The 12,910-nt window shown below is 52.0% G+C and carries 9 protein-coding genes; 5 read left to right on the top strand and 4 right to left on the bottom strand.

From position 1 onward, the window contains the following. The first annotated feature begins 205 nt into the window (after nucleotides 1-205). A complete protein-coding gene (locus Q1B13_RS02240; protein WP_299799684.1) occupies nucleotides 206-1,039 on the top strand; it encodes an IclR family transcriptional regulator in 834 nt (277 codons plus the stop codon). 467 nt (nucleotides 1,040-1,506) lie between these two features. Here the strand turns inward: Q1B13_RS02240 and Q1B13_RS02245 are convergent, their stop codons facing one another. Continuing rightward, nucleotides 1,507-2,445 carry an AraC family transcriptional regulator gene (locus Q1B13_RS02245; RefSeq protein ID WP_299077741.1) on the bottom strand — a complete coding sequence of 313 codons (939 nt, stop codon included), beginning with the start codon at nucleotides 2,443-2,445 and terminating at the stop codon, nucleotides 1,507-1,509. A gap of 184 nt (nucleotides 2,446-2,629) precedes the next feature. On the opposite strand from Q1B13_RS02245, the gene Q1B13_RS02250 reads away from it, so the two are divergent. Further along, nucleotides 2,630-3,532: an SDR family oxidoreductase gene (locus Q1B13_RS02250; protein ID WP_299077744.1), complete on the top strand. Its 903-nt coding sequence runs from the start codon at nucleotides 2,630-2,632 to the stop codon at nucleotides 3,530-3,532. A 1,049-nt stretch (nucleotides 3,533-4,581) separates the two neighbouring features. Here Q1B13_RS02250 and Q1B13_RS02255 read toward each other — a convergent pair. After that, nucleotides 4,582-4,806, bottom strand: coding sequence for a DUF1127 domain-containing protein (locus Q1B13_RS02255; protein WP_299077747.1), 225 nt, complete (start codon nucleotides 4,804-4,806; stop codon nucleotides 4,582-4,584). Nucleotides 4,807-4,906: 100 nt separating this feature from the next. Between Q1B13_RS02255 and Q1B13_RS02260 the strand changes: the two genes are divergently transcribed. Both Q1B13_RS02260 and Q1B13_RS02265 read left to right on the top strand, forming a co-directional pair. Next, complete coding sequence (locus tag Q1B13_RS02260) at nucleotides 4,907-5,845, top strand: LysR family transcriptional regulator (protein ID WP_299077750.1); 939 nt, start codon at nucleotides 4,907-4,909, stop codon at nucleotides 5,843-5,845. 158 nt (nucleotides 5,846-6,003) lie between these two features. Continuing rightward, the gene (locus tag Q1B13_RS02265) at nucleotides 6,004-6,684 is read left to right on the top strand and encodes a dimethylsulfonioproprionate lyase family protein (RefSeq protein ID WP_299077752.1); all 681 of its coding nucleotides are present in this window, start codon (nucleotides 6,004-6,006) and stop codon (nucleotides 6,682-6,684) included. Nucleotides 6,685-6,757: 73 nt separating this feature from the next. On the opposite strand, the gene Q1B13_RS02270 is transcribed toward Q1B13_RS02265, so the two are convergent. Then, entirely contained in the window at nucleotides 6,758-7,357 is a 600-nt protein-coding gene (locus Q1B13_RS02270; RefSeq protein ID WP_299077918.1) for a nucleoside monophosphate kinase, read from the bottom strand. Between the two features lie 226 nt (nucleotides 7,358-7,583). Then, nucleotides 7,584-9,680, bottom strand: coding sequence for a tetratricopeptide repeat-containing sulfotransferase family protein (locus Q1B13_RS02275; protein ID WP_299077755.1), 2,097 nt, complete (start codon nucleotides 9,678-9,680; stop codon nucleotides 7,584-7,586). Between the two features lie 234 nt (nucleotides 9,681-9,914). Here Q1B13_RS02275 and Q1B13_RS02280 point away from each other — a divergent pair, with 234 nt between their 5' ends. Continuing rightward, on the top strand, nucleotides 9,915-12,785 hold the full coding sequence (locus tag Q1B13_RS02280; RefSeq protein WP_299077757.1) for an autotransporter domain-containing protein: 2,871 nt from the start codon (nucleotides 9,915-9,917) through the stop codon (nucleotides 12,783-12,785). Nucleotides 12,786-12,910 lie beyond the last annotated feature (125 nt).

The raw sequence follows: 12,910 nt of genomic DNA on the forward strand, positions 1-12,910 counted from the left end.
ATTGGCACCAAACCCGCCCTCCAGCGGATAGAAACTACGATAAGCCAGATTCGCGATTTTTCAAAATATTTTGGAAACTCTTTCAATTTTGACGCCGAGATACACATAGTAAATTGATATTTATTAATTTTATATTTTCATTTTTTCGCACTTGCGAACAAGTTAGAATCTTTTCACAAGAAGTTAGACGATGGCTGCGACAAAAATGAACGAACCAAAGACTGCTGTCCGACGAGGACGCCCACGCCTGAAAGCGAATGAGGAAAAAACCGGAGGTTCTCTTGTCGGGGCGCTTGATCGTGGGATTCGCGTCCTGATCGCTGTCGCGGATGCGCGAGGCGCAACACTTGCAGACATCGCAAGAACCACGGGAATACCGACGGCGACAGCGCACCGACTTCTGACCACGCTTCACCAGCGGGGCATGGTTTTCAACGATGCGGAGCAGGGCAAATGGCGCATCGGGCCTCAGGCCTATCGGATCGGCAGTACGTTTGAAGAAGCCTCGAATTTGCTGGAGGTCGCGCCAGCTTCGATGCGCAAGCTTTCAAAGGAAACTGGTGAGACAGTAAATCTCGCAATCGAAGAAGGTGGACAGTTGCTTTACCTTATTCAGGTGGAATCCGAAAATCCGATCCGAGCCTCGATCAAAAATGGAACCGCAGCCTACTTTCACACATCAGGTGTGGGCAAAGCTATCATGGCGTTCATGAACGATGCCACGCTTGAAAAGCTGCTGGCCCCCCTTACACTGGCTCGGCAAACGCCCAATTCAATTACGGACAAACAAAAGCTGAAGGACGATCTACTCAAGTCCAGACAACGAGGATGGGCGTTAGACGATGAGGAGCGGTTTCCCGGCCTGCGCTGTATCGCAGCGCCTGTCTTCGACTCGCTGGAAAATGTCGTAGCTGGGGTCTCTGTCTCTGGACCTATTGCCAGATTTCCTGACGACAAGCTTGAAGCCTTGGCCGCTTCGGTCGTTGAAACCGCTAAAAGCATTTCGAAAAAGCTCCGCAATTCATCACCTAGGATTTAATTTCATAAATATTTCAGCCATTTAGAAATTCATTTTGTCGTTTACCCGACCCTCAATAGGACACAGCATTCTATTTCTTTTTCAAAAATGGCGCTTCAAAATTATTCCGCGGAAGGCTGCAAATCGCTGTTGTGAGTGCAAACAATTAAACGAACAAGCCACACAAGTTACTAGGATATCTTGATAGGCTGTGCATATTTCCAGGCTCAAAGACATGCGCAGACATTTTTTGGCTGAATAGCTTCTCTGTGACAAACAGCGAACGTCGCTAAAGCTTTTTGTGAAGCGATCTCTGGTTGAGTGGTCAGCTCATCAGAAGACCCAACGCACCATCACTTAATTCGCCCAGTAGCGGCCATTGATCGTGTATGCAGAGAACGTCAGCGATGAGCCCATCTTGTCGAATACTTAGACTTTGTGGAATGACGGCCAATGGAAAAGTGGTCGTCTCCTATTTCTATTCCACATCAGTTCAAAACAGTGTCCGAACCACCTTTGGAACGCTCATTCACATACTGACGCGGTGGGCGGCCCATCACCCTTTTGAAAGCTGTGTTGAACGCGTTTTCGGACTTGTATCCGAAGGCATCAGCGACGGTTGCGATGGTGCATCGGGATGACAGGAGTTGATCGCTCGCTTTGATCATTCGGAGAACAGCAAGATATTCCATGGGACTTTGTCCCGCGGCTTCTTGGAAACGCCTCGCAAAGACTGATCTCGACATATTTGCGACTTCAGCCAAATCGCTCAGTGTCCATTTCTTGCCGGGATCACTGTGCATTGCAGTCAGCGCCAAAGCTAAGCGTGTGTCAGCGAGTGCCTTGAGCCAGCTCAGTTGGGTATCCTTCTCCGCATGATGATGACGCAGGGTCTGGATCAGGACCACGTGCGAGAGGTGATGAGCAACCAAAGCACTACCCGGACGAGCATCAGCTAGCTCTTCCAGAATCAATCCTACTGAGTGAACCAGATGGGCGGCGATCTCTTCTTGCGCCGGAATAACCATAATCGACGGCAGCATCGAAATGAGCCTGAATGCGTGAGCTTGAGACACGGTAAAGCGGCAGCTTGCAATCATTGTGTCCCCGCCACCGTTGATAACCGCCGGCTCGTCCGAAAGTGGCGCTGTCAGAAGCTGCTCTACGGGTTTGGCTTCAAGGGAAGGATCGGTCTTGATCGAAAAAGGGCGACCCGTCGGCAGGATAAAAAAGTCGCCTTCCTTAACCAGAACGGGTTCTTTGCGACCTCCAACAGACACCCAGGCACCACCAGAAATCATGGCGTTGCATTTCAGAGCACCCGCCTGATCGGGAAAGTCAATCGCAGAGGGATGACCAAGGTCGAGAAGACCTGCCAGATGGCTCTGAGGTTTCAGGATGGAGAGGATATCAGAAAGAGGGTCCATGTAGTCCCTGCCGGTTTGGTTTGTATCGGAACTCTATCAGCTTGAAACCGTATATCCAAGGATTTGGGACGATTGCGAAGATAATCGAGATGTTCACTTATTGATAACTTCAGTTTCGCCGGTACTTCTATTGACGAAAAACCTGAGCCGCCGCGCAGGTTTCAACACGTCATAGGAGATATCAATGCGCGTTTTTGTCACCGGAGCCACTGGCTATGTCGGATCTGCCGTCGTCCGCGAACTATTGGATCACGACCACTCGGTCATCGGGTTGGCTCGTTCAGAATCCTCCGCCGAGGCCTTGAAGAAAGCCGGTGCTGAGGCACATCACGGAGACCTTGTGGATCTCGACAGCTTGCGCGCAGGTGCAGCTAGGGCAGACGCTGTGATCCACCTTGGCTTCAACCACGACTTCTCGAAATTCGCAGAAAACTGCGCTCATGATGCCGAAGTGATCCGTGCCATCGGGAACGAGCTGGCAGACTCTGACCGGCTTTTCCTTGCGACATCCGGCACAGCGATACTGACGCCAGGTGTCGAATCCAAGGAAACCGACCTTGCTCCGACGGGAGACATGGTAAACCCCCGGGTAGCGACGGAACACGCTGGCGCGGAAATGGCGCAAAATGGTGTGAAGATTGCTGCTGTGCGCCTCGCACCTTCGGTACACGGCGCGGGTGATCATGGTTTTGTCCGGATGTTGGCGGACATCGCGAAGCAAAATGGTGAATGCGCTTACATCGACGAAGGGCAGAACCGCTGGTGCGCCGTCCATCGCCTGGATGCAGCACGTCTTTACCGGCTGGCTTTGGAGCGCAACGAAGGCGGCGTTCATTACCACGGCGTTGCCGAAGAAGGCATGCCTTTCAAGGATATCGCCGAGGCCCTGGGTCGCAGTCTGGGGCTACCAGTCTCGTCCAAAACCGGCGACGATGCGCAAGCCTATTTTGACTGGTTCAGCTTCATGGCTGCTTCGGACAGTCCGGCATCGAGCACATGGACTTGCGAGGTTCTGAACTGGTCGCCATCAGAGCCAAGTCTGATTGAAGACGTTGATGCTGGACTCTACCTTTCATCGAAAGACTAAGGAGGAAAAGAACAGATAGGCATGAGATGGCAGCGTGGGTGCTTGCCGGTGCGTAATTCTGGAAGCGATCATTCGCGCGCTTGGTGGGAATGACAGCTACAACAACGTGTTCTGGCGCAAAAAGTAACGCCGCAGCCTGCTCCGCCGCACTTGTTTTTTGGGGCCAGCGGGATTTGGACAAGCCAAACGCTTCTGGCCATCAGGGGTAAGACACTGCCTTCCCCCTCGGGCAACCCTTTTAGACAAAACCGTGTCCTCGGCTGCGCCTGCGAGCCGCACCACAATTGTCGAATAGCATTGCCTCGCCCCCATCCGCGTTCGCCACTTGGCAGATCAGCAGTAACAGGCGCCTTCGGCGTCTGATCTGCAAATCAGCCCTGATTTTCCGAAAAGGGAGGTCAGGATCATTGAAATCGGTCTAGGTGCTGGATGAAGGAAGTGAGGCGAAAATGGCAAGGTTCTGTCGCTGGTGGCAGAACTATGTGTCGCCTTACAAAAATATGTGGAACGTCACTGATCTCCGACTCAACCCGCGGCCAAAACCTCTATAAATCAGAGAATTACGTCATTCAATTCTGAGTCCAACGTCAAGCATTCCTGGCCCAACACGAATACGGACAATCAGGTTTTATGGACGTTGCTTGTCGCGCTTTTTCTAGAAGTCTCGCTTAACTGAATAGAATGAGCCAGCACCTTCGGGAGGAGGTGAAGATGCTGGCCCTTTGCGTTGGCGCTCCCCATAGATTTTTCGCCGCCGCTCATGCTGGCTTACTCTGGGAGGAGCGAGAACCAGCAAGTTTCGTGTAGTCTTCTGACCTAGTGAACCTTCGCTCTAGTCGTCAGCCATCAGTTTCGCGGCATATTCCGGGATATCAGATCGCGAGATTCCGATCTGAGCGAGTTAGTAGTCGCTCATATTCGAAAGTGTGGAGAGCATCCGAGCCATTTGCAGTGTCTTCAAGGCATTATTTGCTGTGGATCCGATCCACGCCAAGAGGCCGATTGATAGGGCGATGGCGTGACCGCGATCTGTGCCAGCCGTTTGGGTGTCAGCAACCATAAGCGGCCTCCAAAGCGAGCTTTTTGATGTTGCTGCGTGGGATGCCCAGATCTGTCAGATCACGGTCGGATAGAACTGAGAGTTCATAATACGTAGCTCTATAAACTCTGCGTTTGGCCTGTGCCTTTCGCATCGTGTCCAGCTTTTGATTAAAGAACGTGCGGCCAGCTTCGAAAACGACATCCAGCCCGCTGTTTGATCGTGTAATTGCCATGATATTGCCTCGTCTCTTGCTGCGATGCAGTATTTATGCTGCACTGCAGAGATACACCTGTTTGGTAGCGCTAACAACTCGACAATTTGGCAAAGGCCCCATGCCATATTGGAACAGCAAAGGTCATGACATGGACATTTCTGCGCAAATGCTAATCTTTGCGACGGTTGTCGAGCAGGGCAGCATCTCTGCGGCTGCAAGATCGATGGGGCAGACCCCATCAGCTGTGAGCAAACAAATCGGTTTGCTCGAAGATCAGGCCCATTACCGCTTGCTCAACCGTACCAGAACCGGGGTTTCGCCCACACAAGAGGGCCAGGAATTCTACGAAAAATGCAAAGCGATGGCCGATAAATTCAAAGAGGCCGAGGCGATGATCCAAAACTTTGATGGTATCCCGCGCGGAGTACTCAGAGTCGCATCCACGGTTGCCTTTGGTAAGTCCCAACTGATCCCTGCTCTTCCTGAATTCATGGAAGAGCACCCAGATGTCCAAGTGTCGCTAGATTTAACCGACCGGGAGATTGATCTTCGGAGCGACGGGTTCGACGCAGCGGTCTGCTTTGCAGAACAACGCAAGAACCCAGATATGGTCGTCAGGCGCATTATGCAGAGTCGCAGGGTGCTTTGTGCTTCACCTAAATACATCGAGCGATCTGGAACACCGTCGAATTTTACCGAGTTGGCTGAACATAATTGCCTGAGGGTTGCTGGGAGAAGCCAACGAAACGCTTGGAACAGTATCGAACCGAAGTCAGGCGAAGAATTTGAAGCAACGGGGAGTTTTGAAGGAAACAGCACCGATGTTGTCTTTCGTGCGGCACTGGCTGGTATCGGCATCGCGCGGCTACCACTCTACATGGCAGACCGGAAGTTTGAGTCCGGAGAACTCGTCCATGTCATGCCAGAATACGCACCACCTAGCACAGATATTGTGGTGATGTTTGCCGACAAGCGCAACCTAGCGCCGAAAACCCGTGCGTTTGTGGACTATATGGTGAGGAGATTTCGAGATACCAAAGACAATCAAAAGACATGACAAACAAGTCTGTAAGCCAAACAGAAGGTCACAGATCAAGCCCGCCCTTTTCGCCGGGAAAACCTTGTCGCATTCGAAAGGCAAGTTGCTTAAACGAGCGATTAGACGACACTAAATCGAAACAAGTCCAAAAACTTCGCCGAGACAAGGTTTCTTCAATGACTACAACGACGGTTCCGCGCCTGAAAGATAGACCAAATTGGGTTTACCTTTTGCGGGAGTTTGATGCGCTGTACCGCCATGGTTCTGCGGGAGGCAGTAGTGCCATCCGGGCGCATCGCAAAACTGTACGTGATCGACTATCTGCTGCAATGACGCATAATCCGGAAATCCTTCAAAGGTTACATGAGTTGAAGCCCGTAACGGCGCACTTTGCTCGAGCGCTGGATTTAGGCGAGCGGGCTGCTATGCAGGGCATGGCTCGAGCCCTAAGAGAAGTGCGAGATGAGTTAACATGGGAGTATGGCTACGAGCGTATTAGCAAAACGCTTAGTCAAAAATACGCCTATTGCGAAATCCTTGGCCCGAATGGACCTGTTGAATGCAAGAACCTCATATTGGGTTTTGTCCTCTTTGCACCGAGTACGACCTACCCGCAGCACAGTCATCAAGACATCGAAGAAAGCTACATTTCAGTTGCGGGTGCCTGGTCCGAAAACAATGCAGCGGTCTTTGCACCGGGATCTCTGATACTCAACCGATCGGGCGATGAGCACAGAATTACGACTGGAGATCTTGACCCATGTCTGTTGGCATATGCATGGACGGGCCCAGAGGCGCGGTTAAAAACTCCGAACATGCGATTAACCGGAACACGGAAAGCCAAGACGAAATCCTAATACCCATGTTACAACAGTACTTCAAGTTACGGCGTGACTGCTGATTCAACCGGTTGCACGTCAATTTCGCTTGTCAAGTATCTACGGTCGACTTTGGAGAAACCACCGAAAGGAGGTTCGCAAAGACTTCATCGGCACCATCCAGTGTATTGACGGCGCCTTTCGGCACATAATACGACAACACAGGAAGTGTTTGCTCGTAGTACTCGCTTAGCCTTGTGCGAACTGTCTCGGCGGTGTCGTCTGCCCTGCGTTTGAATCTTTTTCCGCCGCAAACATCACACACACCTTCCAGTTTTGGCCTGGTAAAGCGGATATGATACCCCTCACCGCAGTCTGCATATGTGTGCCTTCCAGTATTTCTTTCGCCAAGATCATCGTCGTTGACTTTAAGTTCGACTACTTTCTCGACCCGCTGGCCCGACTGCTTAAGCAAAAGGTCGAGTGCCTTCGCTTGAGCGACTGTGCGAGGGTACCCGTCGAAGATCACACCCGCTTGAGTGTCTGGCTCCGCCAGTCTCTCTTTCAACAATGCATGGACAACGTCATCACTTACTAGCCCACCGGCCTCCATCGTCGCCTTAGCAATCAAACCCAATGTAGATTGTGCTTCTACCGCAGAACGCAGCAGATCTCCTGTCGAAAATTGAATGTATCCTAATTCATCGGCCAGGCCTCGGGCTCTGCGTCAAGCCGCGAGCAAGAGTTCTAACTTTCGGTACGCAGACAAAGCTCTAGTTTAGTAAGCGAGGTTTGCTCCGAGCCACCCGTTCGCGGCTGGGGAAACATTACTTTATTTGGAGCACTTGCTGGCACATGTGTTCCGAAGATATTTGTTACAAAACAATACCCTCTATTCAAACGGACTCACTTCAGGACTAAATTTCAATCAATGTGTATTAAAAACGAATCCTTGCCTCTCCAATCGTTTGAATAAGAGGCGCCAACTGAGCTTCATAGTTGCGCCATTTTTCCTTGGACGACTTGTATAGCGGCTGGCGTACTTGCTGAACGCTGGCAGTGCGGACGCGCCGCTCCCCTTTATGGAAGTCAAGGCAGCGTTCGTCCCATTTTAGGCCGCAAAAAGCGATCATGCGACGCGCTTCAAATTCGATGTCTTCTACAAGGTTCTCATAGTGAACCGTAAGGAAACTGTCGGCAGGTAGCAATTCGTTCCAATGTTGCATAACACGAACATAGGCCTTGAAATACCGGCCCAACTCGACCTGATCATAGCTATGATACTGGCTACGCTGAAAAACGCGGGTAAAGCAGGACAAGCAGGTGTCAAACGGGTTACGCGCAATATGCACGATCCGCGCGTTGGGTAGCACTGCATGAATCAGGCCAACCATCAGGAAGTTGGCTGGCATTTTATCTACGATATGCGGTTGGCAAGGAGCATGCGCATCAAGCTGCTGAACATATCGTTGCGCACGCTGCGTAAGCCCATGTTCCGACAGGCTTGCAATCAGGCTGCCGGTTTTCTTGTTGCCGCCGCGAAGCTGGTCGGCAAACAAATTGTGTAAATAGCTCAGTTCTCCGGCGCCAAATACATCTGTGTGGCTGGCAAGGATCGACTCGGTCAGCGTTGTTCCGGACCGAGGCATACCAACCACGAAGATCGGCTGATCGCTGTGCAATGCGCTTTTGCGCAGTTTTTCGATTAGCGCGGGCGTGAATACTCCGATCAGGTTGTCGGCCGTTTCTTCAATCTGATCTGCGTCATAATCGATTATGCTGCGTTTTATTGCAGCCCCTTTTGCAAAGTGTTCAAAGGCAGTTTCGTAGCGTTTGAGGTCTTCGTAACACTTTCCCAACGCATAGTGATACGAGACTGACTGTTCAGGGAGCATCTTGTCGGCGTCGGGCAATGCGGCTTCAAGAGCTTTGAAATCCGGGTTGTCTTGGGTGACCCTGTCCAGCTTGACCAGCGCAATCTGGGCATTCAGGCGCGCTTTATCTTCTTCTGCTGCTTTGTTGAACCAATGCCGGGCTGAGTCAAAATTTCCTTGTTCCATTTTCAGATAGCCGAGGGCGATCATGGCTGCGGTGAAATCAGGTTTCAGCTCAAGGGCCTTCTGGTAATTGACAAAACCTGCGTCCATGTCACCCAAGTAAGATTTGCAGACTGCTATGTAATGATAGGCAGGTGCGTGCGAGTGATCTATGCGTTGCGCTTTTTCTGCCTCTAGAAGGGCAAGTTCGTGTAGATTTTTCTCAGCCAGAACCTGTGCAAGCCCGACATAGGACTCGGGCTTTGTCTCATCCAGCGAAATGGCCATGCGGAAGCAGCGTTCTGCCTCATCCCATTCGCAATGCAAGACATGAAGCCGCCCGCGGTTACGATGTAGCTCTGCGGAAGCGTGCCCTTTTTTAACATACCTTTCTGTCAGCTCTCTGGCTTCGTCGACAGCTTCAGTCTCGATCAGAACTGAAATGAGGTTGTTCACGCTCTCCAGATGATCCGGTCGTAGGTCCAGTACCTGTCGATAGAATGAGATTGCGGCCGTCCTGTCACCTTTGTCGCGCGCGATTGAACCCAGATTGTTGTACGCGGCAACTAGATCCGGTTGGAGGGCCAATGCCTTTTTTTGAGAAGCTTCGGCATCGATTAGGTCGCCCAGATCATAGTAGGCTAACCCTAGGTTTGAATGGGCAATTGCAGACCCGGGATCAAGTTGGACTGCGTGTTTACCCGCACGGATCGCTTCTTCAGCTTTGCCGTTTGTCCGCAATACTTCGATAAAATTCGACAGAAACCCGGCATTGTCCGGTTGCAATCGGATCGCTTCGCGCATGGCATTTTCGGCTGGCCCAGTTTGACCGGTTTGAAACGCAATTACGCCAAGCAGTTGATGCGCGGGCGCGTATTTGGGCGCCGCCTTGAGCACTTGGTTCAGAACACTGACAGCTTTATTCAACTCCCCTGTTTCGTAGGCATGTACGCCCTGGTTGTAGGCCTCTCCGATGGACAAGGTCTTGTTTTTTGACATCCAAGTAGCTCCAGAATTCCTACGACGGCAACCTGGCCCAAAGCGCCGTCAAATTGCCACATTGTGTTGCAGTTTTTCTACGGATTTCCAACAACAACAAGCCAGTTTATGCAATGCATAACTGGCATCTTGCATATTCGTTAACGGTTTTTTAACGGTTTGGAGGGGTAGCCGATCGCGAAAACGCGGCGAGCTTCGATAAAAAAACACAAAATAAATCTAACGGGATAGTACATGTCAAAAAATGAGTCCGGGGTGAACGCCCTCAAGCTCCGTGGTGGGCGTCTTTTCAAGTGGAAAGGCCAAATTGTCAGCGCTGCTCCTGCTGCATTGCTGGCGCAGGTGTCGATGATTGCACTCACTGCCGGGGTGGCGCATGCGGATGCGATCTCAAATGTGGTGACTACGCCTCAGGTTTTCACGACCGATGCTGATCACGAAGTGACTGCAAGCGGTGCGATTGAGATAGCTTCCACAACTGCTGCTGCTCTTACGATCACTACGGATTATTCAAGTACGTTTACCAATAACGGCTCGATTTCAGTCGTTGCGTCAGACACTGACACTGCGACGGGTCTGCTATTGGATGGGAACCTGCTTGAAGGCGGCGAACTGATAAACAACGGCACCATCTCGTTGGATATCACGGGGTCTGATCCAGAGGACATCTATGCGTTACAGGTCGACGGCGATGTTGCCGGGTCGATTGTGAACAACGGCACCATTGAGGTTGATGTGCAGGCAACAGATGGGGACATCGAGGCCTGGGGTATCCATGTCGACGGCGACCTCACCGAGACCGGTGAAATCGCCAACACCGGCACAATCAAGATCGATGGGCTTATCGACACGACCGACGGGAGTACTGCATCAATCTACGGCATCGCCGTTGACGGTGACGTTGGGGGGGTGATCAGAAACAGCGGTACTATTGACATACGGGCCAGATCATTCGCCGACGATTATGCCTACGCTTGGGGCATCTACGTAGACGACGACCTGCTAGAAACAGGTGAGATTGTTAACTCGGGCACCATCAAAGCGGTTGCCATCACCAAAATCGATAGTACCGCGTCTGCCTCGGGGATTTACGTCGACGAAGATGCGGCCGGTGTGATCCGCAATACAGGCACGATGGAGATTTTCGCGTCTGCTCCAGAAACCTACGAGGCGACTGCATACGGTATCCACGTGGAAGGCGATTTGTCCGGCCAGATCGAAAATAGTGGTACGATCAAAGCTACTGCGCTTGCAGTCGAATCTGATGCGTCCGCATATGGTATTCATGTAGACGATGATGTGCTGGATGGTGCTACCATCATCAACAGCGGAACGATCACCGCCTTTGCAAGTGCCGATACCGATGACGAAGCCTATGCAGGCGGTATGTATCTTGAAGACATTGTCGCTGGCACGGTCGTCAACTCGGGTACGATTACTGGCACGGCGCAATCGCTCAACACAGCCTCTGAAGCGACAGCTTCGGGCATCTATGTTGGTGATGACGTCTCGGGTGCAATCACCAATTCGGGAACCATGACGCTGCGCGCCGAGGCCGCTGAGGACTCCGCAACAGCCGCTGGCATTTATCTGACAGACAATCTGAGTGGAACAATCACGAACTCGGGTATGATCACTGCCACGGCCATCTCTCGGGATACCGAGGCTGAAGCCTACGGCATATATATCGACGAAATCTCAACCGGAGACATCGCGAACTCTGGCAGTATCTCTGTCGCAGCCGAAGGTGGGATGACGACTGGGGACCAATCGACTGCAATTGGGGTATATGCCAGCGACATGCAGGGATCGTTCTCGAACACAGGCGAGATCACCGCAAGTGCAACTGGTGTGTCGGGAACACGTGCTTCCGGTATTCAGTTCGACAATTTCGACGGCACGATCGATGGTCTGGGAACCATTCGGGTATCCGGGAATGATGAAGTTTACGCCGTCTATCTCGGCTCGGGCTCGGGTACGCTCAACGCTGATACCGGGGATGATGTCCAAGGCATCATAAGGGTCAACGAGCATAACGTGAATCTCGACGCTCAGGGCGGCAGCGCCATCTTCCGCTTTGAAGATGCTGCACCCGGAGCTGGCACTTTCACGACTACGGTATCCAGCGAAGGTTCAGCCTGGTTTGTGGAAGATGAAGGAGGAGCGGCCCCCGTCTATGCGAGTGTCGATACCGGTGATATCGCGTTTTCCGGTGATATCGTCGCAGCCTTCGGCAGCACAGTAGGCAGCAGCGGCAATGCGCTGAGCTATACGTCTGCACCGGAGGTAGCACAGGGGGTGACCTTTGTCGGATTCCGACCATTTGCGTTGATCAGTGCCGAGTATCGCGAGTTCGAATCCGATTCCAGCGCCGATACCGATGTGTCGATTTTCAACGGAAATGCTGGGTTTACAGGGCGAATGGACAATGGCCTTGCATTAGCTGTCGGCATGGGCGTGTTTTCGGCTGATGGAGATACTGATTCCACAGATTTTGACACGACCGGTTTCTATCTTGACGCCGCTTTGGGTCGACAAATTGGCGCTTACACTTTTGAGGCAGGGCTTGGCTACGGCTGGCTTTCGACGGATCGCACCCGACAAATCAGTGGGAGTGACGATGCAAGTGCCGACTACGACAGCAGGTTGTTTACAGCGCATGTCGCGGTTGAGCGTGACTTTGACATCAACGGCGATTTCGGGCTGCTTGGCTTTGCAAATGCCCGCTATACCAACCAGCAGGACGATGGCTATACTGAAACTGGGTCAAGTGCCAACGCCACTGTTGGGAACATCACCACCGAAGTTATCGAAGCCCAGTTGGGTGTGGAAGCCCAGAAGCAGTTCAACAATAGCGGAGTGTTGAGCGCTCAGCTGAGCGGAGTTCTAAGGCGCGATCTTGGAACTTCCGAAACGGATGTTACGGTGTTTTCCTCAACTCAGTCGCTGGTCTTTGCTTCAACTGACTTCACCGGCGCACGCGTCGCGATTGGTTATGAGAGGGACCTTGCTCAGGATATGCTCTTGGAACTGAATGCAGAGCAAGAAATCGGCAACGACGCGCAAGGCCCTTTCCTGCGCGCAGGCCTTCGCTGGTCGTTTTAAACCAAAACTACTCTGCGGCATCTCATGTGGTGCCGCAGAGTTTGAACCCAGCCGAGCGACATCGAGCTATTTAGCTACAAAGTCAGTTATCTCGCCAGCCTTGTTGGGTGTTTAGATAGCCGATA

This window comes from uncultured Ruegeria sp., assembly GCF_947489545.1.
Lineage (GTDB): Bacteria > Pseudomonadota > Alphaproteobacteria > Rhodobacterales > Rhodobacteraceae > Ruegeria.

Bases quoted from the DNA above. Each gene is read 5' to 3' on its own strand.
- Q1B13_RS02240 (WP_299799684.1), top strand. From the start codon at position 206: ATGAACGAACCAAAGACTGCTGTCCGACGAGGACGCCCACGCCTGAAA.
- Q1B13_RS02245 (WP_299077741.1), bottom strand. From the start codon at position 2,445: ATGGACCCTCTTTCTGATATCCTCTCCATCCTGAAACCTCAGAGCCAT.
- Q1B13_RS02250 (WP_299077744.1), top strand. From the start codon at position 2,630: ATGCGCGTTTTTGTCACCGGAGCCACTGGCTATGTCGGATCTGCCGTC.
- Q1B13_RS02255 (WP_299077747.1), bottom strand. From the start codon at position 4,806: ATGGCAATTACACGATCAAACAGCGGGCTGGATGTCGTTTTCGAAGCT.
- Q1B13_RS02260 (WP_299077750.1), top strand. From the start codon at position 4,907: ATGCCATATTGGAACAGCAAAGGTCATGACATGGACATTTCTGCGCAA.
- Q1B13_RS02265 (WP_299077752.1), top strand. From the start codon at position 6,004: ATGACTACAACGACGGTTCCGCGCCTGAAAGATAGACCAAATTGGGTT.
- Q1B13_RS02275 (WP_299077755.1), bottom strand. From the start codon at position 9,680: ATGTCAAAAAACAAGACCTTGTCCATCGGAGAGGCCTACAACCAGGGC.
- Q1B13_RS02280 (WP_299077757.1), top strand. From the start codon at position 9,915: ATGTCAAAAAATGAGTCCGGGGTGAACGCCCTCAAGCTCCGTGGTGGG.